Here is a 25,028-nt window from a genome sequence, read left to right on the forward strand (position 1 = left end):
CCAAGAGCCCTGCCGGACGAATAACTTCCCAGCAGACAAGGGTGATTCGAATATGAACGATAACGCCGGGTGCCGGATTCCGCCCGGGACCGACACACACACGATGTCACTCGCCGCCTACGGCGAACGGAGGTGGGAGGCAGCGATGCACGGCCTGGAAGCCCTGACCATGTCCCCCTACCAGGCCGGGTGGCGGCTGCGCGTCGTCCCCAGCATCGGGCATGTCCTCGTGCGCAAGGTCACCCGCCGTGTCGTCAACCGCGCCCTGCACTGCTGGATCGCCGACGAATGCGGCCTGTCCACCGTGAAGAACAGCCTCGCCGTCCTCGTCCGCGTCCTGGAACAGGCCGTCCGGGACGGGGTGCTGGATGCCAATCCGGCGCGGGTGGCCGGCTGGCAGCAGGAGTACCAGCGTGCGCAGGGCGAGCGCACCGCACCACGGTCGCTGGCGCTGCCCGACGCGGACGCCCTGGAGCGGCTGGCGACCGCCCTCGTCCGGCGGGCCTCCGACGGCTACGAGGGGTGGGGTGACATCGTCCGGTTCGCCGCCTGGACCGGCACCCGCTTCAGCGAGGTGTCCGCCCTCCGGGCCCAGGACATCGATCTGAGCACCTGGACCTGGCAGGTCCAGCACTTCACCGTGTCCGAGCCGGAAGGCATGCACGACCGCCCGTGCAGAGGCAGACACCACCGGGTGGTGCCGCTTCGCCCCGCCGCCCGCGAACTGGCGGCCGGACGGCTGGAGACGGCGCGGCACCGGCCGCAGGCCCGGCTGTTCACCGGCCCGCACCGGAGCCGGTTCACCGCCGCGGCGCTGCGGGACGCGACGCACTGGGACGACGTGGTGGACGAGCTCGGCCATGAATACCTCCGGCGCCAGGATCTGCGCCACACGGGTCTGACATGGATGGCGGACGCCGGGCTCCCGCTGCCGCTGCTGTGCGGCGCCGCCGGGCGGCCCCCGCAGGACACCCGGCGCTATCTGCCCCCTGACGGGCCTCGTCTCCCCGCGCAGAGCCCCGGGGAGCCACCGGCGAGTTCGGCCCCCGCCCGGCGTACGGGCGGGGGCCGAACCGTTTTCCTGCGCCCCCCTACGGAGTGACGGTGCCGGGCTGCCCGGCTGGGCCCGGCCGGGGACCGCGCGAGCGGTGGACCTCGGACGCCGGGACCCGGACCGTCCTCCCCAGGGGCGGGCCGTCACAGGTAGGTGAACGACCCGGCGTTGACGCTGCCGGCCGCGGTCTGGACGGTCACCTGCACCGTCGTCCCGCTGGTGCCCGGCGGGATGGTGCCGGTCACGGTCGTACCGCTCACATTCACCGTCACCCCCGTGGCGGGTGTGGCCCCGAAGAGCACGCTCGCCCCGAAGAGGTTGGTTCCGACGATGGTGAAGGTGCCTCCCGCGGACCCGGTGGCCGGCGTCACCGTTCCGGTGACCGTCGGAGGCAGCGGCAGGTAGGTGTAACCGCCCGGGACGGACGCGGTGCCGCTCGCGGTGGTCACCACGACCGGGACATTGCCCCCGGAGGGCGGCCCGGCGGGCGTGACACCGAACAGGACGGAGCCGCTGGGGTCCGTGCCCAGCACGGTCGCCGCGTTGCCGCCGATGGTGACGGTGGCGCCCTGAAGGTTCGAACCGATGAGGGCGAACGGCGTGCCGCCCGCGGTCGGCCCCGAGTTGGGGCTGATGGCCGCGGCCACCGGAGCGCCCGCCGTGACGTAGGTGTACGACGCCGGGTTGCTGGTACCGGCCGCGTTGGTGACGGTGACCTGTACCGAACCCGCGGCGTGCGCCGGGGCCAGGACGGTGACGGTCAGCCCCAGCGGGTCCTGCCCGACGATGGTCGCCGACGTTCCCCCGAAGAGGACGCTGGTGGCGCCGCCGAGGCCGAGACCGACCAGCTGCACCGTGTTGCCGCCCGTGGTCGGCCCGGTGGCCGGCACCACGCCGAGCAGCACCGGCCCGATCGCGAGCGGCAAGGCCGGCAGGCCCGGCTGGAGTGTGGGTGTAGTCATGAAGGTCCTCCTGCTGTGTGAGCTCGTTGCTCGGCCGCTCGTGGCAGACAGGGCACACAAGCCGGAACCCGAGCACTGGCAGCAGCCGGCCGCACAGGAGGACGACGCAGACGGGCGGACGTGGCCGGCGCACACCTGGGCGGTGCGGGGGGCCATCGCGCTCCTGGCCGCCCTTCACAGCCCCTCAGCGAAGAGGACTGGTGGGCGGGCCGGCTACCGAAACCCGAGGGGGATGGACGGCCCACCGACAGGCCCCACCAGTAACCCAGAAGAGTTGCCACCAGGCAATCGCGTTGCCCCCTGAGCACCCGATCGGCGGAGCGCGAAAATGGGGTCTTCACTACGGGGCCGGGGGGCGAGGGGCGGGGCGTTCGCCATGGGCCGTTCGCCACGGGCCGTACGCCATGGGCGGTTCGCCACGGGGGTCTTCGGGGGCTCCCCCTCCCCCCTCCCACCCCACCCCACTCCACCCCGAGCCGCGCCCGCCCGCCCGCCGTCCCCCTCAAGTAGCTCTCATGCAGCGCCAGTTGCCACTCCCCAGCCCCCCGTCACCCCACAGCCGAGGCCGCCCCCGCGACCAGCGACGGGTAGTCCTCCAACGTGATCGCCGCCGAGATGTCGTGGCCCTCTTCCAGCATGGCGGTGACGGTGGACGGGGTGTTCAGGGCGGTGTTGCGGGCGTCGATTGCCTCCTGGGTGGTGGGGGCGAAGAACTCGCCGGCGCCGCGGCCGCCTTCCTGGCAGCGGGTGACGTAGGGGCGCAGCTTCTGTTCGTAGCGGGCGAAGGCCGTGCGGTGGTCGTCTCCGGCGAGGGCCAGTTCGCCGGCGAGGACATAGGCGCCGACGATCGCCGAGCCGGTGCCCATGCCGCCGAGCGTGGCGCCGTACGCGGCGTCTCCGAGGAGGGCTGTGCGGCCCGTGGACCAGTGCGGCACATCGACGCGGCTGATGGCGTCGAAGTAGAGGTCGTCGACCTGCCACAGGGTGTCGAGCAGTTCGGGTATCCGCCAGCCGGCTCCTTCGTAGGCGCGGGCTATCACCCGCTTCTGGGACCGGATGTCCCGCCGGTCGTAGGGGAGTTCGTCCTCGGAGGCGAAGACGCAGAAGGTCTCGCCGGTGTAGCCGGGTTCCCCGGCGCGGCGGGGCAGGCGGCCGACCGTGGCCAGCCGGCCGGGTTCGCCGTAGCCGACCGGGCGGGCGCCGAGGTCTGCGGCGCCGGCGGGCAGGTCCCATGCGGCGAAGTAGTAGCCGAGGTGACTGACGCAACGCTCCTCGGGGGCGAAGGCGAGCCGGCGCACGGTGGAGTGCAGACCGTCGGCGCCGATCACGAGATCGAAGGTGCGTGGCGCGCCCCGTTCGAAGGTGGCGTGGACGCCGTCGGCGGTCTCGGTGAGGGAGGTGAGGGAGTCGCCGAAGAGGTACTCGGGGGTGGCGCCGGGGACGGGGCCGCTGCCGGGCGCGGTCAGGCTGTGCTCCCGAAGGAGGCGGGACAGGTCGGAGCGGAGTATCTCGACCTCGCCGGCGGCGAAGGCGGGCGGGAGGGTGGCGAGGTCGCGGCCCTGCCCGTCGATGAAGGTCATGGGCGCGCCGGGGCCGGTGCGGTGCCGTCTGATGGTGTCCAGGACGCCCATGCGCTCCAGGACCGCCAGATGTGCCGCGCCGCGGAAGTCGACCGCGAAGCCGCCGCCGCGCAGGGCGGGGGCCACCTCGATCACGGTCGTCCGGTAGCCGTAGCGGCCGAGCCAGTAGGCCACGGCCGGGCCGGCCACGCTGGCGCCGGAGATCAGAACTGTCCGCTGCCGTGGTGCCGTTCGCTCCCCCCGCGCCCGGTCGGACCGGTCCGTGGCCGGGTGCCCCGCTGTCGTTTCGTACGTCATCGCACGCTCCCCACGTCGATCGGTCGTACTGACGAAAGAAACTGTATCCGACGGACACTGTTTTGTGTACCCCGGACACAGTTTTAGGATGCGGGGATGGCTGGAGACGACGAGAAGCACAGCGTGTTCGGGGACCAGGCGGGCAGCGTCGAGTTGCTGTGGGGCGGGCGCGAGCGGCCCAGCCGGGGGCCCAAGCCGGCGCTGAGCCTGGAGCGGATCACGCGGACGGCCATCGCCCTCGCCGACACCGGCGGGCTCGGGGCGGTCTCCATGCAACGGGTCGCGGCCGAGCTGGACTTCACCAAAATGTCCCTGTACCGCTATGTGCCGGGGAAGAGTGAGCTGGTCGCGCTGATGATCGACCGGGCGATGGGCGAACCGCCGAGCGCGCCGTCACCGGACACCGCCGGCCGGGACGGCGAGGAGCCGTGGCGGGGGGAGCTGCGGGCCTGGGCGCACGCGCTGGCGGCGGTCTACCACCGGCATCCCTGGCTGCTGGGCGCGGCCGTCGGCCCCCGGGTCATGGGGCCGCATGAACTCGGCTGGACCGAGCGGGCGCTCGCCGCGCTCGCGGACACCGGGCTGACCGGCGCCGAACAGCTCGACGCGGTGGTCGTGGTCAGCGGTCACATCCGGGCCATCGCCCAGGTCGCGACCGCGATGGGGCTGAGCAGCGCTCGGGCCAAGGAGCCCGAGCAGGTCATGAGTGCGGCGCTGAACGAACTTCTCGCGGGCCGCGCCGACCGCTTCCCCGCGGTCGCCGCGGCCGTCGCGGCCACCGAGGCCGACCGCGCCTCCCGCGACCGGGCCGGGGAGTTCGGCCTGGAGCGGATCCTGGACGGCCTGGCGGCCTACATGAGCCGGGCGCGGGGCGGCGCCTAGGCCCGGTCCGGGGCCCTGACCGTGCCCCCGGACCGGGCTCGCCGTGCCCCCTCCCGCCGACCCGGCCCCCGGCCCCGCCCCGCCGGCCGCAGCCCTAGGACGCCCTCCGCACCACAGCCGCCGGCAGGGACCGCAGCCAGTCGGCCATCAGCCGGTTGACCTCCTCGGGGCGTTCCTGCTGGACCCAGTGGCCGCAGCCGTCGAGGATGTGGGCGGCGGAGAGGCCGGGGAGGGTGCGGGGGAAGGCCTTGATGGCGTCGGCCAGCCACTGGGTGGTGGCGTCGCGTTCGCCGCCGATGAAGAGGGCGGGCTGGGTGAGCGGGGCCCCGGCCCAGGCGGCGAGGTCCTCCCAGTCACGGTCGACGTTGCGGTAGCGGTTGAGTCCGCCGGTCAGGCCGGTGCGCTCGAACTCGGCGGCGTAGAAGTCGAGATCGGCCTCGGTGAGCCAGGAGAGGGGCCGGGGCGGTCCGGCGGGGAAGCGGTCGGACAGCTTGCCGCCCGGGGGGACGGAGAAGATGCCGGGGCCGGAGGTGGGCTCGGCGTCGCCCGAGAGTCCGGCGTAGAAGCCGGCGAGCCAAGTACGGACATCGGGTTCGATCTCCGCCTCCGCCCGGCCCGGCTCCTGGAAGTAGTTGATGTAGAACTCCTCGGCGCCGTCGAGTTGGGCGAAGGCTTCGGTGGGGCGGGTCGCGCCGCGCGGTGTGTACGGCACGCTCAGCAGTGCCACGGCGGTGAAGACGTCGGGCCGCAGCAGCGCCGAGTTGGCGGCGATGGGTGAGCCCCAGTCATGGCCCGCGATGACGGCGGTCTCCTCGCCCAGGGCGCGCACCACGGCGGCGTTGTCGGCGACATGGGCCAGCATCCGGTAGGCCGCCACGTCGCGGGGCTTCGACGAGCGTCCGTAGCCGCGTACGTCGAGGGCGACCGCCCGGTAGCCCGCCGCGGCGAGGGCGGGGAGCTGGTGGCGCCATGAGTACCACGACTCGGGGAATCCGTGGACGAGCAGGACGAGCGGTCCGGTGCCCTGCTCCACCAGGTGGATGCGGCCGCCGGGGACCTCGACGGTGCGGTGGGTGGCCGGCGGGACGGCGGCGGGCCGGTCCGGTGCCGCTCCCGGGGGCGTCGCCGGCGGGGGCGTCGTCTCGGCGGACTGCGGCATGTTTCCTCCTGGGGCGAGTACGGCCGCGCTCATGGCGGTGGGCGGTGGACGGGCGCGGGGCCGACGGGTCGTCATGCCCCGCCGTGGCCCGGCCCGCTCCGCCACGATCATGGCGCGGCAGGCCCGGCGGGCGCGAGGGTTCTTGCCGGAACGGCAAACGCCCGCCGCGGACGCCGGGTCGCACGCCCTACAACCGCACCGTCTTCCTCGGCTGCTGCTTCGCGCCCGTCAACAGGCCGTGCAGGGAGGCGAATTCGTCGACGCACTTGGCGGTGCCGTTGACCACACAGTCCAGCGGCGCGTCGGCGACCCGGACCGGGACGCCCATCTCCTGGCGCAGCCGCCGGTCCAGGCCGCGGAGCAGGGCGCCGCCGCCGGTGAGGGCGATGCCGTGCTCGACGATGTCGCCGGAGAGCTCGGGCGGGCAGTCGTCGAGGGTGCGGTGGACGGCGCGGACGATCGCGTCGACGGGCTCGGCCAGTGCCTCGCGGATCTCCTCCTCGGTGATCTCCTGGATGCGGGGCAGGCCGTTGACGTGGTCGCGGCCGCGGACGGTGTAGGAGGACGGACGGTCCGGTTCACCGTCCTCGTCGACGTCGACCGGGGTCCAGACCGCCGAGCCGATCGCGATCTTGATGTCCTCGGCGGTGCGCTCACCGATGTCCAGGGCGTGCTTCTTCTTGATGTAGGCGCTGACGGCGGCGTCCAGGGCGTCACCGGCGACCCGTACGGACTGGGCGGTGACCAGGCCGCCCATGGAGACGACGGCGACCTCGGTGGTGCCGCCGCCGATGTCCACCACCATGCAGCCGACCGGCTCGTCCACCGGGAGGCCGGCGCCGATCGCGGCGGCCATCGGCTCCTCGATGAGGTGCACCTCGCGGGCGCCGGCGCCCCGGGCGGAATCGATGACCGCGCGCCGTTCGACACCGGTGATGCCGGAGGGGACGCAGATGACGACCCGCGGCCGGGAGAAGCGGCGGCTGGGCAGGGCCTTCTTCATCAGGGCGCGGAGCATCTGCTCGGCGGCGTCGAAGTCGGCGATGACGCCTTCGCGCAGCGGGCGCATCGCGGTGATGCCGGACGGGGTGCGGCCGATGGTCCGCTTGGCCTCCAGGCCCACGGCGATCACCGCACCGGCGGCGTTGACCGCGACGACGGACGGCTCGTTCAGCACCACGCCCTTGCCGCGGGCGTACACCAGGGTGTTGGCGGTGCCGAGGTCGATGCCTATGTCATACGTACCGGACGAAGTGCTGGAGGCCATGGGGGGTTCGTGTGCTCTCTCGCGACGGGGTGGGTTCCCGGGGCATTGCGCTTCAGACAACCCCATGGGCTACCAATAGCGTTCATTGCGGGCAACTGTTAAGACTACCGGGGATGCCGATTGGTTCCCCGCCCTGCCGCCTCCTCTCCGCTCACCGGCTGCTGTTCTCCTCGGCGCCGCGGGTCTCCCCGCGGTCGGTGTCCGGCTCCCTGGACAGCGCCTCGGCCAGGTCGTCGAGGGCGTCGAGAAGCAGGTCCGCGACGCGCAGGGCGACACCACGGTTCTCGTCCTCCGCGTCCCATCTCTCCCATACGGCCCGCAGCTCGGTCCAGTTCAGTTCGCCCCGTTCCCGGACCGCCCGGGTGGCCTCCTCCAGGGAGGCCCGCAGCTCGAAGGCGAACGCGGTGGCACCCGGCGAGGACGCGGCATCCCGTTCCGGGAGGTGGACCTCCAGGATCATCGTGACCCGGCCCATGGTGGCGAGCGCGGCACCGGCCGCCTTCGCCGAGGCGGGCGAGAGACCGCGGTGGCGTACGGGTTCCTTCTCGGCGCGTGCCTCGCTCTCCTCCCAGGCGGCGCGGGCGGCCCGGGAGTCCAGCAGGGCGTCGCGGATCTGCCGGGGGCGGCGTTCGGCGGGCGTGGCATACAGGTCGTACACGGCCAGGGCGTACTCCCCGTTGGCGGCCAGCCAGGCGGCCAGGCCGTCGCGGAGCTTGGGTGTCTCCCAGGCGGGGAACAGCGCGTACGACAGCATCGCGAGCAGCCCGCCGAGGAGGGTGAGCACGACGCGTTCCTGGACGGTCTGTTCCCAGCCCGCGCCGGCGATGCCGAGCAGGAAGACGACATAGGCGGCCACACACGCCGAGGTCACCGAGAAGCCGGTGCGCATCAGCAGGTACATCAGCGCGACGCAGACCACGGCCAGCCCGGCGCTGACGTACATCCCCGGATGCGCCAGCGCCATCAGCGCCCCGGCGATGCCGACGCCGACGAGGGTGCCGCAGAAGCGGGCGACGCCGCGGGAGTAGGTCTGGGCGAAGTCGGGGCGCATCACCATGACGGAGGCGAGCGGCGCCCAGTAGCCGTGGCCGAACGGGAGCGCGGTGCCCAGCAGATAGCCGGCCGCGGCGACCGCGGCGACCCGGAGGGCGTGCCGGAAGATGTGCGAGGTCCAGCGGGCCTCGCGGTGCAGGGCGCGCAGGGCGCCCGGTACCAGCCGGGGGACGCTGGGGCGCAGCAGATGGCCGCGTTCGGCCTCGGTGGTGGGGCGGGTGGCCTCGACCGGCTCATCGGTGAGTTCGACGGCGTCGGCGAGCAGGGAGATCAGGCGGTAGGCGGAGCGGCGGGCGGCCCCGTGGAGCATCGGGCCGGTCGCGGGGACTTCGAGGGTGGCCATCGCCTCGGGCGGCAGCCGGACCGGCTTCGCGTGCCGTACGGCATGGGCGACGGCGTCCAGGACGGTGGCCGCGGCGCCCAGCAGATCGCGGACCCGGTCACGTTCGGGGCCTTCCGTCGGGGCGCCGACGACCGGGTCGGCGAGGGCGGCGAGGACCGGCCGGACGCGTTCGGCGAGGCCGCGGGGGCCGTGCAGCTGCACGGGGCGGCGGCGCGCCTGACGCGGGGTCACGGCGGAGGCGAGCCGGGCGTCCATCAGGGGCGCCGGGTCGAACGGGGCGACCGGGTCGTGCCGCAGCCGCCGGGCGTAGTCGGCCTCGGCGGCCAGGGCGTCGGCGAGCGCATCGCGCTGGACGCCCCACGGGCGGACCGGGAAGACCACGATGAGGGTCGCCTGGACGAGCCCGCCGAAGAAGATCAGCGCGGCGTGTTCGGCCGCGCCGAGGACGGACGTCGGCAGGGTGACGGTGACCAGCATGATCGCCACGGTCTGGGTGCCGGCCAGCCCGGAGACCGGGCCGATCGCCCAGGCCATGCCCGCCAGGAAGGTCCAGCCGGCCAGCAGCAGGACGAACGCGACGACATGGGCGGCGGCCAGATAGCCGAGGAAGGTGGAGACCGCCAGCGCACCGGCGACGGCGAGCGCGAGCACCGGGCGCGGCCGCATGCTGCGCTGGAAGGTGACGATGCCGGAGGAGAACGCGCCGAAGGCGGAGGAGACCGCCAGCACCGGGTCGCCCAGCCACAGGCACAGCCCGATGACGATGGCGACACCGACCGAGCCGCGGACGGCGATCAGTGGGGTGAGCTTGGTCCGCTCGATGGTCAGCCCCGAGCGGGCGGCTTCCTTGAGCGCACGCGACCAGGTCATAGCGAGAGGATACGGGGACGGAGGCGGGCGTTCCGGAATGTCCCGGGCGGGCTCCGCGTCCCCGCGCGCCGCCCGCACGCCGGGAAAATCCTGGTAAAACCACTTTCCCACTTCACGGGCAACATCCCAGGTCACCAAGGGGATGCCGGCATTCCGGACGGGCGGTGCGAGGAAGCCGACACCCCGGTAGGGAAACCGGGGGCCGGGCCGCTGCCCTCTTGCTCCCCAGCCGGGACAAGTCCCGGGTGTCCGGCAAGGAGAAAGACCCGTGCACAGAGCCCTGTTCCGCCCGGTGATCGCGCTGATCACCCTGACCGTCCTCGCCGCCACGGCCGGCTGCGGCACCGGCGCCTCCCAGACCTCCCCCGTCCGGTTCGGCGCGACCCAGGCCGATGCCGCACTCCACGCCGGCCCGCCCGGGAAGCAGTCGCTGGTGCAGTGGCCCACGCGGCCGATCAGCTTCGAGGAGGAGAGCCGGGTCGGCGGAGCGGGCGGGAACACCCCGATCGGCGTGACCACCCTGCACGGCCCGAAGTCGGGCTTCACCGGGAAGGTCTGGGTCTGGGCGCCGCCGGAGTACTACGAGAAGCGGAACGCGCACAAGGGCTTCCCGGTGATGGAGGCGCTGCCCGGCGCGTACGGCTACCCCGTCAACTACTGGATAGGCGCCGACCTCAAGCTCCAGGAGAACCTCGCCCAGTGGTCGAAGAACGGCAGCAGCCTGCCGTTCATCGTCGTCATGCCGGTGCTCAACCCCGACGCCAAGCAGTACTACGACGGCAGCGACATACCGGGCCAACCGAAGATCGGCACCTGGCTCAGCCAGGACGTGCCCGACCTCGTACGGCAGAACTTCCGCACCCTCAAGACCCGTGACGCCTGGGCGATCATGGGCTCTTCGTCGGGCGGTTTCGCGGCGCTGAAGAACGTGCTCCAGCACCCGGACACGTTCAAGGTGGCGATACCCAACGGGCCGGACATCGTGCCCGACTCACCGCTGTGGAAGGGCCATGAGCGGGAGGAGCGGGAGAACAACCCGGAGGTGCTGGCCCGCCGGCTGATGGCGCGCGGCGGACCGGACGTCTACCTCGCCTTCCAGGACGGCTCCCGGGAGCACACGGTGCTGCCGAAGGTGCGGAAGTTCCTCGCCCGGTACGGGCACGGTCCGGTGCACACCCGGCTCCAGATAGTGCCGGGCGGCACGCACAGCGCGGCGACCTACGTACAGGGCCTGGGCGAGGGCACGATGCGCTGGGTCAGCGCGCACATGCAGGGGCCGACCGCCTGACGGAGCCGGCCCCGGGGGACGGGCGCCGCGGTGCACGGCCCGCCGGCCACCCCACCGTCACACCGCCACGCCCCCGCCGTCACGCCACCTCGTCCTCGCCGTCCCACCACCCCGTCCTCGGCGTCACGACACCACGTCCTTGCGGGCGAACCCCCGGAACGCCAGCGCGCACAGCACCAGGGCGTACGCCACCGAGACCGCCGAGCCCTGGATCATCCCGGACCACTCCATCCGGGGCTGGAGGGCGTCCGCCCAGGAGTACTGCCAGTGCGCGGGCAGCACATTCCGCCAGGTGCCCAGGGCGGTGACCTGGTCGAGGACATTGCCGACGATGGTCAGCCCGACGGCACCGCCGACCGCGCCCAGCGGCGCGTCGGTCACCGTCGACAGCCAGAACGCCAGGGCCGCGGTGACCAGCTGACTGACGAAGATGTAGCCGACCACGACCGCCAGCCGCGGCACCGCCTCACCCGCCGACAGCGCGCCGCCGGTGGGCAGTTGCAGCGGCCCCCAGCCGTACGCGGCGCTGCCCACACCCAGCGCCACCAGCGGCAGCAGCAGCATCGCGGCGGCGCTGAACAACAGCCCCACGGTGAGCTTGCTCAGCAGCAGCCGGGCCCGGGGGACCGGTGCGGCCAGCAGATAGCGCAGCGAGGCCCAGCTCGCCTCCGATGCGACCGTGTCCCCGCAGAACAGGGCCACCGGCACCACCAGCAGAAAGCCCGCGGAGACGAACAGCGCGGTGGCGGCGAAGTTGCCGCCGGACGCGGTGGCGGTGTCCATCAGGGTGATCCGGCCGTTGCCCCGGCCGGCCGGGTCGCCGCCGATCGCGAACGCCGCCACCAGCACGAACGGCAGCGCCGTCAGGATGGCGGCGATCACCAGCGTGCGGCGGCGGCGCAGCTGGCGGCGGGCCTCGACGCGCAGCGGGAGGGTGCGGCGCGGGCGGTAGCCCGCCGCCCGCGCCATGGGGGTCGCGGTCATCGGTCCCCTCCGATCAGGGTGAGGAAGGCGTCCTCCAGGCGTCGGTGCGGGCCGACGCGGTCCACCGGCACCTCCAGCCGGAGGAGTTCGGCGAGCAGTTGGGGCGTGTCGGTGCCGTCCAGCCGTACCAGCAGGCCGCCCTCGGCCCGTACGGCCGAGGCGACGCCCGGCAGCGCGGCCACCTTCTCCACCACCGCGTCGTCGATGTCTTCCGCGACACCGACCAGCAGGGTGTCGCCGGAGCCGACGATCTCGGCGACCGGGCCGGCCTGCACCAGCCGGCCGCGGTCCATCACGACCAGATGGGTACAGCTCTGTTCGACCTCGGACAGCAGATGGCTGGAGACGATGACGGTGCGTCCGGCGGCGGCGTAGCGGATCATCACGTCCCGCATCTCCCGGATCTGCGGCGGGTCGAGCCCGTTCGTCGGCTCGTCGAGGATCAGCAGATCCGGCAGGCCGAGCATGGCCTGGGCCAGGGCGAGACGCTGCCGCATGCCCTGGGAGTAGGTGCGCACGGCACGCTGGAGGGCATCGCCGAGACCGGCGATCTCCAGCGCCTCGTCGAGGTGTGCGTCGGCGGCGGGCCGGCCGGTGGCCTGCCAGTACAGGTCGAGGTTGGCGCGGCCGGACAGATGCGGCAGGAATCCGGGGCCCTCCACGAACGCGCCGACCCGCGACAGCACCGGGGCGCCCGGCCGGACGGCGTGCCCGAAGATCCTGATCTCGCCCTCGTCGGGCGTGATCAGCCCCATCAGCATCCGCAGGGTGGTGGTCTTGCCGGCGCCGTTGGGCCCGAGCAGCCCCAGCACCTGGCCCTTCTCGACGCGGAAGGACAACTCCCGTACGGCATACCGGTCGGTGGACCCGGCGTACCGCTTGCTCAGCCCGCCGATCTCCAGCGGGACCTCGGCGAGCGCCTCGTCGGGCGCGGGCGCCGCGGTCCGGCGGCGGGCGGTGAGCAGCAGCAGCGCGGCCACCACCGCGGCCGCGGCCGGCAGCGCCCAGGTCCAGGCGGGCAGCGGGGCGGCGGGGCTGCGCACCTCGGGCGCGGTGGGCACGTCGAGGGCGCCGTCCTTCAAGGAGACGGTGTAGGTGGCGGGTTCGGCCGGGGTGGCATAGCCGAGGTCGGTGGCGGAGAGCACCAGCCGCAGCCGGTGGCCGGCCGCGAAGTCATGGTCGACGGCGGGCATCCGGAGCCGCACGGTCCGGCCCTCGTCGGCGTCCTTGATCCGGTACGGCGTGACGAGCTGGGACGGCAGCACCTGGCGGCGGCCGTCCGGCCCGACGTCGTAGACCTTGGCGAAGAACACGGCGTCCGGGGAGTCGGAGCGGATGTGGACGGTGGCGGTGGGGCTGCCGGTGAGATGGACGGGGGTGCGCAGCGGCGCCGATTCGAAGCGGGCGTACTGGCCGGAGAAGTCCAGCGACAGCCCGCCGGCGCCGAGCGAGGAGAGGTTGCCGAGCGCGCCGACGCCGGGCACCGCGGAGATCGCCGGCGGTCCGGCGCCGGGCGGGTTGCTGAAGGTCTGGGTGCGGCCGGCCAGCCGGATCCGGCGCGGGTCGTGGTCCAGTCCGGCGTAGCGGTCCGCGTGCGCGCCGCGCAGCCGCACCGCGCCGTTGGTGGAGTCCACTCCCCCGCTGCGGCTGATGCGGAACGCGGGCCCGGTGCCGGCGTGCTTGTCGCCCTTGAGATAGCGGTCGAACCACGCCTTCGTCCGCCCCTCCAGGCGGGCGGCCTCCCGGTCCCCGCCGTCGTGCCCGCCGGAGATCCAGTCGACGCCGACCGGCGCCCCGTTCTTGCGGAGCTTCTGGTAGAGGGCGTCGGACTGGTCGAGCGGGAACAGCGAGTCGGTCTGGCCCTGCATGATCAGGGTCGGCACCTTGATGCGGTCGCCGACGGCGGACGGGCTGCGGCCCGCCAGGAGGTCCCGGGCGGCGTCGTCCGGCCGGCCGTGGACGGCGACCCGCTGGTACATCCGGCACAGCACGGGCTCGAAGCGGCCGCAGCCCCCGGACGTGGTGGGCGCGGCCCCCGCCGCACCGGTGGCGGTGCCGGCCGAACCGGTGGTGAAGAAGATCCCGGCCCACAGCTTCTTGAACACCCCGTGCGGGAAGAGGGCGTCGGCGAGGTTCCAGTAGGTGATCTGCGGGGCGATGGCGTCGACCCGCCGGTCGTGGCCGGCCGCCAGCAGCGAGATCGCCCCGCCGTAGGAGCCGCCGGCCACCCCCACCCGGGGGTCACCGTCCTTGTCGAGCCGCACCTCGGGGCGCTCGGCCAGCCAGTCGATCAGCCGGCGGACGTCGGCGACCTCACCGTCCGGGGCGTTCAGCCCGATCTTGCCGGTGGACTTCCCGAAGCCGCGCGCCGACCAGGTCAGGACGGCGTAGCCGTCCCGGGCCAGCTGCTCGGCCTGGGGACGGAGGTTGGCCTTGGTGGCGCCGAAGCCGTGGGCGAGCAGCACCGCGGGCCGTCGTCCGCCGGAGTCGCCCGCGGTGAAGTAGGAGGTGTCGATCCGCACCTTCTTCGTGCTGCCGGGCTTCTCCGGCATCGTCATCAGCCGGTCCGTACGGTGCACGGCGGGCGCGGCGTCCGAGGAGGCGGCCGCCCAGGTGCCGCCTCCTATGAGGACGGCCAGCGCACCCGCGGCGGCGTACCAGCGCCGGCCGCGCGGTCGGATACCTCGGAGATCCATACCGTGAATCCTAGGGAGGGCCCGGACCGGGCGGCCGGTACCCCGGGCGGAACCCGGCGGCCTCCCTGGGGAGTAGGGTGCGGCCTCCCGTACCACGGACGCGGTACCGGGGCGGGGAACCGGGGCCTGGGGCCGGGACCGGTCGGTCCGGGTGGTGCGCGACGGCACGGGACGGGCGCCGCGCCTACCGCGGCAGGACGACCCGCATGATCAGACCGCCGCCCTCACGGGGCTGCGCCGTGATGCTCCCGTCATGGGCCCGCACCACCGACCGCACGATCGACAACCCCAGACCCACACCCTTGTCACTGCCCGTCCGCTCCGTCCGCAGCCGCCGGAACGGCTCGAAAAGATTCTCCACCTCATACGCCGGCACCACCGGCCCCGTATTGGCCACCACCAACACCGCACACCCCGGCTGCGGCTCGGTGACCACCTCCACCCAACCCCCCTCCGGCACGTTGTAGCGCACCGCGTTCTGCACCAAATTCAACGCAATCCGCTCCAACAACACCCCATTCCCCTGCACAAACACCCGCTCACGCGCCCCACGCAACGCCACCCCCTTGGCATGCGCCTCCTCCCGCGTCTGATCCACCGCCTGCGCCGCCACCTCCGACAAATCCACCGGCTTCTTGTCCACCACCCGGTTCTCACTACGCGCCAGCAGCAACAACCCCTCCACCAACTGCTCACTGCGCTCATTCGTCGCCAACAACGTCTTACCCAACTGCGCCAGCTCCGGCGACGCCGCCGGATCCGCCAGCTGCACCTCCAACAACGTCCGATTGATCGCCAACGGCGTCCGCAACTCATGCGACGCATTCGCCACAAACCGCCGCTGCGACTCAAACGCCCGGTCCAACCGGTCCAGCATCTGATCGAACGTGTCCGCCAGCTCCTTCAACTCATCATCCGGACCACCCAACTCGATCCGACGATGCAGATCCGAACCCGCCACCCGCTGCGCCGTCCGCGTGATCCGCCCCAACGGCGACAACACCCGCCCCGCCATCGCATAACCAAAAGCGAACGCCACCACCGTCAGGCCCACCAAAGCGGCCAGCGAATGGTTCAGGAAGCGGTGCAGCGCCCCCTCACGCTGGTCGTGGAGGCAGTCGCTGATCGCCGCGTTGATCTCGCCGATCGTGCCGAGCGACGGCAGACCGGGACAGCTGGCATTGCCCACCCGGACGTCGGTGCCGAAAATCCGGAACTCCGGGGTGCCCTTCCTGAGGGTCTGGGCCGCCAGGACGTAGATGAGCGTGAGCAGTACGACGCCGGCCACCAGGAACATGCCGCCGTACAGCAGCGTCAGCCGTATCCGGATGGTGGGGCGCAGCCACGGCGGCGGGCGGCGGCGCGGCCCGGGACCCACGGGGGGCGCCGGCGGCAGGGCCGGCGGTGCGGGCGCCTGGGAAGCAGGTGGCAAGGTACTCAGCCCCGGGACGCCGATGAAGCGGGCATCGCGAGCGGTATCGGGGCAAGAGGTAAACGCACGACTGATCCTTCCTCAGATGCCGTAAGGCACAGGACAGTTGCCAGGCATGTGCCATCCTGCACAAAGGGGGTATAAACCGGCAGTAAACAACGGTTCACCTCCCGGCCCCACAGCCCCGCCCCCACCTGCCCTTTCCGCACCGGGCACGCTGCCGGGGCCGGTGAGACGCGCCCCGGCAGCGTGCCGTACGAGGGCTAGCCGGCGGTCGGCTCCGGCGCCGTCAGCCGGTATCGCGCGAGCCGGTCATCGCTGCTCCAGCGCACCAGCCCGGCCTTCTCCAGGACCCGGCCGGACGCCGGGTTCGACAGCTCCACGTCCGCGCACACCGTGTGCACCCCGGGTGCCGTGCACGCGAACGCCACCATGGCGCGGGCGGCCTCGGTTGCGTAGCCGCGGCCCCGCCGGGACGGCACGATGCCGTAGCCGAACTCCAGCGACCCGTCGCGCGGCGGCCAGAACAGCCCGATGGCGCCGACCACCCGGCCGCCGTCCCGTTCGAGGATCTGCCGCTGGCCGTACACACCGCGGGCGTCGGGGTTCTCCGCGGTGAAACCGGCGATGATCCGGTCGCCGTCGGCGGGGAAGTCCGCGGCCCAGTGCGGCTGCGATGTCCCGTCGAGGACGGCGGCGAGCTCACCGTCGGTCCAGGGCCGCAGCAGCAGCCGAGCGGTGAGCAGTTCGGCACCGTTCAGCGAGAAGGCGGAATCCGGGGATGCCGGGGACGCCGGGGATGCTGGGGATGCCGGGGAATCAGAGGAAAGCGGGGAATCGGCGGAAAGAAAGGAAGACACGCGTCACTCCTGGTCGTTCGTCGACGACCGGACCGCGCTCAGGACATCAGGCGCTCAGGCGTCCCGCTCAGGCGGCGGCCCGGACAAGGGCATGCTGATGAGGCGTCTGGCGGGCCATATTCATCAACCTCCCTCGTCCGGCGGTGATCGCGCGCGGGCGCGCGCCGCCGCACCGTATCAACCGGCGGGCGGCCGCACCCAGTTGTTTTCCCCGGGCGGTCCCGCCGGGGCCGAACACGCGGAGCGGGCACCGCCTCCGCGCCCCGGCCCCCGGTCAGTACTGCGGCGGCCCGAACCCGCCCTGCGGGGGCTGCGGGGTGCCGGGCGGCATCGGCGGGGCACCGGCCGGCGGCATCGGCGGACCGCTGACCGGGGGCACCGGTCCGGCGGGCGGCTGCCAGGCCGGCGGGGCCTGCGGGCCGGGCGGCGGGACGAAGCCGGGGGCGGCGAACTGCGGGGCCTGGGACGGCGGGTACCAGGCGGGGGCGACCGGCTCGCCACGGCCCATCAGGAACAGCAGGGCCACCGAACCGAACAGGTCCAGCGCCAGCTGGAGGTGGTTGATGATGCTCATGCCCGGCACGGCACCGGACAGTTCGAACAGGGTGCCGTTGCCGGCCATCCCGATCACCGACAGCAGGGCGCCGGGCAGCGACACCACCGCCAGCCCGATGGCCAGCCCGCGGGCCGCGGCGCCGCGCAGCAGGCTGTTGAGCGCGGCCGGCGCGGTCAGCGCCAGGAAGAGCAGGGCGTACCAGCCGGAAGACAGGCCCAGCAGCTCCCCGAGAGCACCCTTGCCGAGGTAGAACAGGTCGAAGTTTTCGCTGCCGCCCTGCACCAGCATGTAGACCTGCCAGACCAGGTTGAGCAGCACCATCGCGCCGAGCACCAGACCGGCCGCCACACCGGCCGTCCTGGCCGGGCGCATCGGCGGGTCGCTGGGCTTCTGGCGCGGCCAGGAACGCATCCCGGCGAGCAGCACGATGCCCGCGACGAGGGTCAGCGGGAACAGCCCCAGGCTGCTGAGGAAGACGCCGTCGAAGGTATCGGTGGCCGTTTCGGCGTGCCGGAACCAACGGTCGTCGCTGGTGTGGTCGCCGACGCTGACGAGGGCCTGGAGCACGGTGCCGAAGGTGAGGGTGGTGGCGACGGCCAGCAGCCCACCGGCCACCCGCTGCCCCGCGAACGCCGTGAACGCCGCCGCCAACTGGACCAGGGCCAGCCCGAAATGGAACGGGTTCGTGACCTGGTTGACGCCGCCGGAGCTCTGGAACGTCCAGGACTCCCAGACCCCGTCGAGGCCGAACTCACTGACGTCGACCACCATCCAGGTGGCGATGAAAAGGAAGAACAGCAGGCAGAAAATCCCGCCGGTGATACGGGCGCCCTTGGCGAGCGCCATGGATTGAGGCATGTCATCCCCCGTTGTGTCCGTGCTACGCGAGGGAGCACGGTAGCAATGCACCGGGCCGGGGTCTCCCCCTGGACCTGGGGTTTTCGCGGGCCGACGACGGCCGGGGAGACCGCGGCGGCCGGACATGCCGGACCCCCGGCCGGCGGGGGTCCGGCCGGGGGTCCGTCAGGACGTCCTCAGTGGTGGCTGGGGAAGCCCAGGTTGATGCCACCGTCGGACGGGTCCGGCCAGCGGGTGGTGACGACCTTGCCGCGGGTGTAGAAGTGCACCCCGTCGTTGCCGTAGATGTGGTGGTCGCCGAAGAGCGAGTCCTTCCAGCCACCGAACGAGTGGTAGCCGACCGGCACCGGGATCGGCACGTTCACGCCGACCATGCCTGCCTCGACCTCCATCTGGAAGCGGCGGGCCGCGCCGCCGTCCCGGGTGAAGATCGCGGTGCCGTTGCCCCACGGCGAGTTGTTCATCAGCGCGATGGCCTCGTCGTAGGTCTCGACCCGGACCACGGACAGCACCGGCCCGAAGATCTCGTCGCGGTAGGCGTCCATCTCGGGCGTGACGTGGTCCAGGAGGGAGACACCCATCCAGTGCCCGTCCTCGTAGCCCTCGACGGTGTAGCCGCTGCCGTCGATGACGACATCGGCACCCTGGGCCGCGGCGCCCGTGACGTACGAGGCGACCTTGTCGCGGTGCACCTTGGTGATCAGCGGGCCCATCTCGGAGGCCGGGTCGTCGCCGGGGCCGATCCGCAGCTTGTCGGCGCGCTCCTTGATCTTGCCGATCAGCGGGTCGGCGGTCTCGCCGACGGCCACGACGACGGAGATCGCCATGCAGCGCTCACCGGCCGAGCCGTACGCGGCGTTGATCGCCGAGTCCGCGGCCAGGTCGAGGTCGGCGTCCGGCAGGACCAGCATGTGGTTCTTGGCGCCGCCCAGCGCCTGCACCCGCTTGCCGTTGGCGGTGCCGGTGGTGTGGATGTAGCGGGCGATGGGGGTGGAGCCGACGAAGGAGACCGCGGCGATGTCCGGGTGCTCCAGGATGGCGTCGACGGCCACCTTGTCGCCGTTGACGACATTGAGCACACCGTCGGGCAGCCCCGCCTCGGCGGCCAGTTCGGCGAGCTTGAAGGCGGCGCTGGGCACCTTCTCGCTCGGCTTGAGGACGAAGGTGTTACCGCAGGCGATGGCGAGCGGGAACATCCACATCGGCACCATCGCCGGGAAGTTGAACGGCGTGATGCCGGCGACCACACCGAGCGACTGGCGGATCGCCGCCACATCGACGCGGGTGGAGACCTGGGTGGACAGCTCCCCCTTGAGCTTCTCCGGGATACCGCAGGCCAGCTCCACGATCTCCAGACCGCGGGCGACCTCGCCGAGCGCGTCGGAGTGCACCTTGCCGTGCTCGGCGGTGATCAGCTGCGCGATCTCCTCGCGGTGCGCGTCGAGCAGCTCGCGGTACTTGAACAGCACCGAGGTGCGCTTGGCCAGGGAGCTGGTGCCCCAGGTCTTGAAGGCTTCCTTGGCCGCGCGGACGGCCGCGTCGACCTCGTCGGCCGAGGCGAAGGCGACCTGCTTCTCCTGGGCGCCGGTGGCCGGGTTGTAGACCGGGCCGAAGTTGCCGGAGACGCCCTCGACGGGCTTGCCGCCGATCCAGTGGCTGATGGTCTTCATGCGGGGGCCTTTCTGGGCTGACGACTTCGGGCTGGGGTCAGAGGTGGCGGCGGCGCCCGGCGGCGTGCCGGTCGTACGCCTCGCGGGCGGCCACCGCCGCCGGACGTGTCGCGGTCTCGGCAACGGGTACATCCCACCAGGCCTGTGCCTCCGGCGCGCCCGGCACAGTGTCAGCCGTTTCGGTCTCGACATAGACACATGTGGGCCGGTTCGCGCCACGCGCCTCGGCGAGCGCGGCACGCAGCTCACCGACCGTGCCCGCCCGCAGGACGTGCATACCGAGCGAGGCGGCGTTCGCCGCGAGATCGACGGGCAGCGGCGCGCCGGTGTACGTGCCGTCCGCGGCGCGGAAGCGGTAGTCGGTGCCGAAGCGTTCGCCGCCGGTCGCCTGTGAGAGCCCGCCGATCGAGGCGTAGCCGTGGTTCTGGATGAGGACGAGGTTGATGGGGACGCCCTCCTGGACCGCGGTGACGATTTCGGTGGGGTTCATCAGATACGTACCGTCGCCGACCAGCGCCCACACCGGCCGGTCGGGGGCGGCCATCCGCACGCCGATCGCGCCGGGGATCTCGTAGCCCATGCAGGAGTAGCCGTACTCCAGGTGGTACTGCCTGCGGGACCGGGCGCGCCAGAGTTTGTGCAGGTCACCGGGGAGGGATCCGGCCGCGTTGAGGATGATGTCGGTGTCGTCGACGAGGGCGTCCAGCGCCCCCAGGACCTGCGTCTGGGACGGCCGTACGGAGTCGTCCGCGGCGCCGAACGCGGCGTCCACCCGGCGCTCCCAGTCCGCCTTCGCCGCTCCGTATCCGGCCTCGTACGCCGCGTCGACGCGGTGCCCGGACAGCTCCTTGGTGAGCGCTTCGAGTCCGGCGCGGGCGTCGGCGACGAGCGAGGCGGCGCCGAGTTTGTGGGAGTCGAAGGGGGCGACGTTGAGGTTGACGAAGCGCACCCCGGGCGCGGCGAACAGGGTCGCGGAGGCGGTGGTGAAGTCGGTGTAGCGGGTGCCGACGCCGATGACCAAGTCCGCCTCGCGGGCCAGCGCGTCGGCGGTGGCGGTGCCGGTGTGGCCGATACCGCCGATGTCGGCGGGGTGGTCGTACCGCAGCGAGCCCTTGCCGGCCTGGGTGGACGCGACCGGGATGCCGGTGGCGTCGGCGAAGGCGCACAGCGCGTCCTCGGCCTCGGAGTGGTGCACCCCGCCGCCCGCGATCAGCAGCGGCCGGCGGGCACCGCGGATCGCCCGGACCGCGTCGGCGAGGGCATCGGCGTCGGGGAGGGGCCGGGTGACGCGCCAGACCCGGTCGGCGAAGAACTCCTCCGGCCAGTCATACGCCTCGGCCTGCACGTCCTGCGGCAGCGCGAGGGTCACGGCACCGGTGTCGACGGGGTCGGCGAGCACCCGCATCGCCTGGAGGGCGGCGGGGATCAGCGCCTCGGGCCGGGTGACCCGGTCGAAGTAGCGGGAGACCGGGCGCAGCGCGTCATTGACCGACACGTCGCCCGCCTGCGGGACCTCCAGCTGCTGGAGGACCGGGTCCGCGGGCCGGGTGGCGAAGGTGTCGCCGGGCAGCAGCAGGACCGGGAGGCGGTTGACGGTGGCGAGCGCGGCGCCGGTGACGAGGTTGGTGGCGCCGGGGCCGATGGAGGTGGTGACGGCGTGGGCGGAGAGCCGGTCGCACTGCCGGGCGTAGCCGACCGCGGCATGCACCATGGCCTGCTCGTTGCGGCCCTGGAGGTACGGGAGCACCGGGGCCCCGGGGGTCTCCCCCCGGCGGGACGCGGCACCGGACTCCAGCAGGGCCTGGCCGAGACCTGCGACATTGCCGTGGCCGAAGATGCCCCAGCAGGCGTTGATCAGGCGGTGCCGGCGGCCGTCCCGCTCGGTGTACTGGTGGGCGAGGAACTCGACCAGGGCCTGCGCGACCGTGAGCCGGCGCGTCGTCGGGGCGTTCATCGGGCGGCTCCTGCGGGCGCTTCGTAGAGAGGGAGACGGGGGTCGACGGGCTGCTCGGGCCAGGTGGCGCGGATCCAGCCGTGGTCGGGGTGGTCGCAGATCAGCCACTCGCGGGTGGCGCCGGGACCGGCCATCACGTTCAGGTAGTACATGGCGTGGCCGGGCGCGGCGATGGACGGGCCGTGCCAGCCGTCGGGGATCAGGACGGCGTCACCGCTGCGGACCTCGGCCAGGACATCGGTGCCGCGGCCCCGCCCCGAGGGGCTCACCCGCTGGTAGCCGACACCGTCCGTGCCGTGTGCGGACTCGATCTCGAAGTAGTAGATCTCCTCCAGCTCGGACTCCTCGCCGGGGCGGCACTCGTCGTGCTTGTGCGGCGGATACGAGGACCAGTTGCCGCCGGGGGTGAGCACCTCCACCGCGATCAGCCGGTCGCACGCGAAGGTGCCCGCCGCGCCGAAGTTGTTGACCTGGCGGGAGCAGTTGCCGGTGCCGCGCAGCTCCACGGGGACGCCGGACGCCGGGCCGTAACGGGCCGGCAGGCGGTTCTCGCAGCGGGCGCCGGTGAGCGCGAAGCGGCCGCCGGCCCCGGTGTCGATCCGGACGTGCGCGTCCCGCGGTACGTAGGCGAAGTCCGTGACCCCGCTGAACACGCTCTCCCGGCCGGTCAGTTCGAAGGTCTCGCCGTCGTCGGTCAGCACCGTGCAGCCGCCGGACAGCGGCAGCACGATCCATTCGCTGTCGCCGGTGGCGAAGGAGTGGTGGGCACCAGGCGGCAGGTCCAGGACACGCAGCGAGGAGTAGCCCCAGCCGGCCCGCTCAGGGTCGATGTCCAGGGCGTACGGGCCCGCTGCCGCGGCTCCGGCCCCCAGATGGAATTCAGTGCTCATATATCGAGTCTCCTGCGGAATACGCGGCGTTCACAGCAGGCCCACGGCGGTGTCCACGGCGGCCGCGACATCCCCGTCGGCGGGGTAGAGCAGGGAGCGGCCGACGACCAGGCCCTGCACCGTCGGCAGCCGCAGCGCCTTGCGCCACTTCTCGTAGGCGGCTTCCTGTTCCTGAACGGTGCTGCCGACGTCGCCGCCGAGCAGCACGGTCGGCAGGGTGGTGGTCTCGCAGACCCGGGCCATGGCGTCGGGGTCGTCGGTGACCGGCAGTTTGAGCCAGGTGTAGGCGGAGGTGCCGCCGAGTCCGGAGGCGATGGCCACGGAGCGGGTGACGGCTTCGGGGCTCAGATCGTTGCGGACCGCGCCGTCCGCACGGGCGGAGAGGAACGGCTCGACGAAGACGGGCAGCTGCCGCTCAGCCATCGCGTCGATGGCGCGGGCGGTGGCCTCCAGGGTGGTCAGCGAGCCGGGGTCACGGTAGTCGATGCGCAGCAGCAGTTTGCCGGCGTCGAAGCGGAGCCGGGCGAGGTCCTCGGGGCGGTGGCCGGTGAACCGGTCGTCCATCTCGAAGGAGGCACCGGCCAGCCCACCGCGGTTCATCGAGCCCATCACGACCTTGCCGTCGAGGGCGCCGATCAGCAGCAGGTCCTCCAGTATGTCGGCGGTGGCCAGCACCCCGTCCACACCGGGCCGCGACAGCGCCAGCACCAGACGTTCCAGCAGGTCGAAGCGGTTGGCCATGGCGAGCTGGCGGTCACCGACGGCCAGCGCGCCACGGGCCGGGTGATCAGCGGCGACGATCATCAGCCGGCCGCTGTCGCCGAGGAGCGGCCGACGGGCACGACGGGCGGCGGCCTCCGCGACAGCTTCGGGATGCCGGGCCCGCAGCGTCGCGAGGTCACTGATCCGAGGAGTCAAGGCTCAACTCACCTTCTTGAGTACACAGGTGGAGGGGGTGCGGCCGGCGGGCGGGGCGGGCGTGGGGGAGGTGAGCGTGGGCGCGGGGCCCGGCCGCGGGGATCACCCGGCGGATCCGGGTCACCGGACTCACCGGCCGGCCAGGAACGCGTCGACCTCGTCGGCCGTCGGCATCGCGGAGGAGCAGGCGAGGCGGGAGGCGACGATGGCGCCCGCGGCGTTGGCGTAGCGCATCATCGGTGCCAGCTCCCAGCCGGCGAGCAGCCCGTGGCACAGCGCCCCGCCGAAGGAGTCGCCGGCGCCCAGACCGTTGACGACCTCGACGGGGGTGGGCGGAACCTCGGCGGTGCGGCCGTCGCGGTGGACGGCGAGCACACCCTTGGGGCCCTGTTTGATGACGGCGAGTTCGACGCCCATGTCCAGCAGCGCCTGAGCACTGGCCTTGGGCTCGCGCAGCCCGGTGGCGACCTCGGCCTCATCGACATTGCCGACCGCCACGGTCGCGTGCCGCAGCGCCGCTTCGTAATACGGGCGGGCGGTGGCCATCGCCGCGGCCCCGGTCGCCCCGCCGTCCCCGGAGGCGCCTCCCTCACCGCCCCAGAACATCGGCCGCCAGTCGAGGTCGAAGACGGTGGTGCCCACCTTGCCGCGGGCCTCCAGCGCGGCAAGGGTGGCGCTGCGGCTGGGCTCCTCGCAGAGCCCGGTGCCGGTGATCCAGAAGATCCGGGCCGCCGCGATGGCGTCCTGGTCGAGCTCCTCGGGCCGGATGACCAGGTCAGGGGCCTTCGGCCGGCGGTAGAAGTAGAGCGGGAAGTCGTCCGGCGGAAAGATCTCGCAGAAGGTGACCGGCGTCGGATAGGCCTCGACGGCGGTCACCCAGCGGTCGTCCACCCCGAAGTCGCGCAGCGCCTGGTGGACGTAGTCGCCGAACGGGTCGCGGCCGGTGCGGCTGATGACCGCACTGCGGCGCCCGAGCCGCGCGGCGGCCACCGCGACATTGGTGGCGGACCCGCCGAGGAACTTCCCGAAGGTCTCGACCCGGGCCAGCGGCACACCGGTCTGAAGCGGGTAGATGTCGACTCCGATGCGGCCCATGGTGATCAGGTCGTACGGCTGGGTCATGTGCGCCCCTTCGGGTCGCCCGGCGCGGCGGGTTCGGCGGGTTCGGCTCCGAGGAAAGGTCTAACGGGGAGAGCCAGACCCTGTCAACAATTTGTCCTTACATACTGACGTCAGGGAGAACAATGAACGGGCCACGGAGGGGCAGCCGCCAGTGGCGGGCCCGCACAGCGGCGCCGCCCGCCAGCGGCGGGCCCCCGCGCCCCAGAGGTGCCACCGCCCGCGGCAGGCCCTCACGCCCCAGCGGTGCCACCACCAGCGACAGGCCCCCACGCCCCAGAGGCGCCGCCACCAGCCCCACACCCCACATGCACCCCGTGCCCCTCCCCCCTCACC

General features: G+C 72.9%; 18 protein-coding genes. 3 read left to right on the forward strand and 15 right to left on the reverse strand.

All coding sequences use genetic code 11. The annotated features are described in order from the left end of the window. Positions 1-103: 103 nt before the first annotated feature. Entirely contained in the window at positions 104-1,102 is a 999-nt protein-coding gene (locus TU31_RS16260; RefSeq protein ID WP_042154913.1) for a tyrosine-type recombinase/integrase, read from the forward strand. 95 nt (positions 1,103-1,197) lie between these two features. Here the strand turns inward: TU31_RS16260 and TU31_RS16265 are convergent, their stop codons facing one another. Together TU31_RS16265 and TU31_RS16270 are read right to left on the reverse strand one after the other, a co-directional pair. Continuing rightward, positions 1,198-2,016: an IPT/TIG domain-containing protein gene (locus tag TU31_RS16265; protein ID WP_042154915.1), complete on the reverse strand. Its 819-nt coding sequence runs from the start codon at positions 2,014-2,016 to the stop codon at positions 1,198-1,200. Between the two features lie 548 nt (positions 2,017-2,564). Continuing rightward, positions 2,565-3,893, reverse strand: a complete 1,329-nt coding sequence (locus TU31_RS16270) for an FAD-dependent monooxygenase (protein WP_078885808.1) — start codon at positions 3,891-3,893, stop codon at positions 2,565-2,567. Between the two features lie 96 nt (positions 3,894-3,989). Between TU31_RS16270 and TU31_RS16275 the strand changes: the two genes are divergently transcribed. Next, on the forward strand, positions 3,990-4,775 hold the full coding sequence (locus TU31_RS16275) for a TetR/AcrR family transcriptional regulator (protein ID WP_042154917.1): 786 nt from the start codon (positions 3,990-3,992) through the stop codon (positions 4,773-4,775). A 94-nt stretch (positions 4,776-4,869) separates the two neighbouring features. Here TU31_RS16275 and TU31_RS16280 read toward each other — a convergent pair whose 3' ends face one another. From TU31_RS16280 to TU31_RS16290, 3 genes are all read right to left on the reverse strand, one after another. Next, on the reverse strand, positions 4,870-5,934 hold the full coding sequence (locus tag TU31_RS16280) for an alpha/beta fold hydrolase (RefSeq protein ID WP_042154919.1): 1,065 nt from the start codon (positions 5,932-5,934) through the stop codon (positions 4,870-4,872). Positions 5,935-6,121: 187 nt separating this feature from the next. After that, positions 6,122-7,201: a rod shape-determining protein gene (locus TU31_RS16285; protein ID WP_042154921.1), complete on the reverse strand. Its 1,080-nt coding sequence runs from the start codon at positions 7,199-7,201 to the stop codon at positions 6,122-6,124. Between the two features lie 151 nt (positions 7,202-7,352). Next, the gene (locus tag TU31_RS16290) at positions 7,353-9,467 is read right to left on the reverse strand and encodes an FUSC family protein (RefSeq protein WP_042154923.1); all 2,115 of its coding nucleotides are present in this window, start codon (positions 9,465-9,467) and stop codon (positions 7,353-7,355) included. Between the two features lie 268 nt (positions 9,468-9,735). Here TU31_RS16290 and TU31_RS16295 point away from each other — a divergent pair, with 268 nt between their 5' ends. Then, entirely contained in the window at positions 9,736-10,755 is a 1,020-nt protein-coding gene (locus TU31_RS16295; RefSeq protein WP_042154925.1) for an alpha/beta hydrolase, read from the forward strand. Between the two features lie 123 nt (positions 10,756-10,878). On the opposite strand, the gene TU31_RS16300 is transcribed toward TU31_RS16295, so the two are convergent. From TU31_RS16300 to iolC, 10 genes are all read right to left on the reverse strand, one after another. Then, positions 10,879-11,739: an ABC transporter permease gene (locus TU31_RS16300; protein WP_042154927.1), complete on the reverse strand. Its 861-nt coding sequence runs from the start codon at positions 11,737-11,739 to the stop codon at positions 10,879-10,881. Then, positions 11,736-14,435 (reverse strand): alpha/beta fold hydrolase, encoded by a 2,700-nt coding sequence (locus TU31_RS16305; protein WP_042154929.1) that lies wholly within the window; start codon positions 14,433-14,435, stop codon positions 11,736-11,738. Before TU31_RS16305 ends, TU31_RS16300 begins: the two co-directional genes overlap by 4 nt. 184 nt (positions 14,436-14,619) lie before the next feature. Next, positions 14,620-15,813, reverse strand: a complete 1,194-nt coding sequence (locus TU31_RS16310; RefSeq protein ID WP_245698562.1) for a sensor histidine kinase — start codon at positions 15,811-15,813, stop codon at positions 14,620-14,622. A 317-nt stretch (positions 15,814-16,130) separates the two neighbouring features. Then, positions 16,131-16,727, reverse strand: coding sequence for a GNAT family N-acetyltransferase (locus tag TU31_RS16315; RefSeq protein ID WP_370682740.1), 597 nt, complete (start codon positions 16,725-16,727; stop codon positions 16,131-16,133). Between the two features lie 274 nt (positions 16,728-17,001). Next, on the reverse strand, positions 17,002-18,141 hold the full coding sequence (locus TU31_RS16320; protein WP_245698563.1) for a hypothetical protein: 1,140 nt from the start codon (positions 18,139-18,141) through the stop codon (positions 17,002-17,004). Positions 18,142-18,317: 176 nt separating this feature from the next. After that, positions 18,318-19,811, reverse strand: a complete 1,494-nt coding sequence (locus tag TU31_RS16325) for a CoA-acylating methylmalonate-semialdehyde dehydrogenase (RefSeq protein WP_042154933.1) — start codon at positions 19,809-19,811, stop codon at positions 18,318-18,320. Between the two features lie 37 nt (positions 19,812-19,848). Continuing rightward, positions 19,849-21,765 carry a 3D-(3,5/4)-trihydroxycyclohexane-1,2-dione acylhydrolase (decyclizing) gene (gene iolD / locus TU31_RS16330; protein ID WP_042154935.1) on the reverse strand — a complete coding sequence of 639 codons (1,917 nt, stop codon included), beginning with the start codon at positions 21,763-21,765 and terminating at the stop codon, positions 19,849-19,851. Continuing rightward, on the reverse strand, positions 21,762-22,655 hold the full coding sequence (gene iolB / locus TU31_RS16335; protein WP_042154937.1) for a 5-deoxy-glucuronate isomerase: 894 nt from the start codon (positions 22,653-22,655) through the stop codon (positions 21,762-21,764). Before iolB ends, iolD begins: the two co-directional genes overlap by 4 nt. Before the next feature lie 30 nt (positions 22,656-22,685). After that, on the reverse strand, positions 22,686-23,573 hold the full coding sequence (locus tag TU31_RS16340; RefSeq protein ID WP_042154939.1) for a Cgl0159 family (beta/alpha)8-fold protein: 888 nt from the start codon (positions 23,571-23,573) through the stop codon (positions 22,686-22,688). 129 nt (positions 23,574-23,702) lie between these two features. Further along, positions 23,703-24,695 carry a 5-dehydro-2-deoxygluconokinase gene (iolC, locus tag TU31_RS16345; RefSeq protein ID WP_042154941.1) on the reverse strand — a complete coding sequence of 331 codons (993 nt, stop codon included), beginning with the start codon at positions 24,693-24,695 and terminating at the stop codon, positions 23,703-23,705. Positions 24,696-25,028 lie beyond the last annotated feature (333 nt).

It is taken from the genome of Streptomyces lydicamycinicus (genome assembly GCF_000829715.2).
GTDB classification, from domain to species: Bacteria; Actinomycetota; Actinomycetes; order Streptomycetales; family Streptomycetaceae; genus Streptomyces; species Streptomyces lydicamycinicus.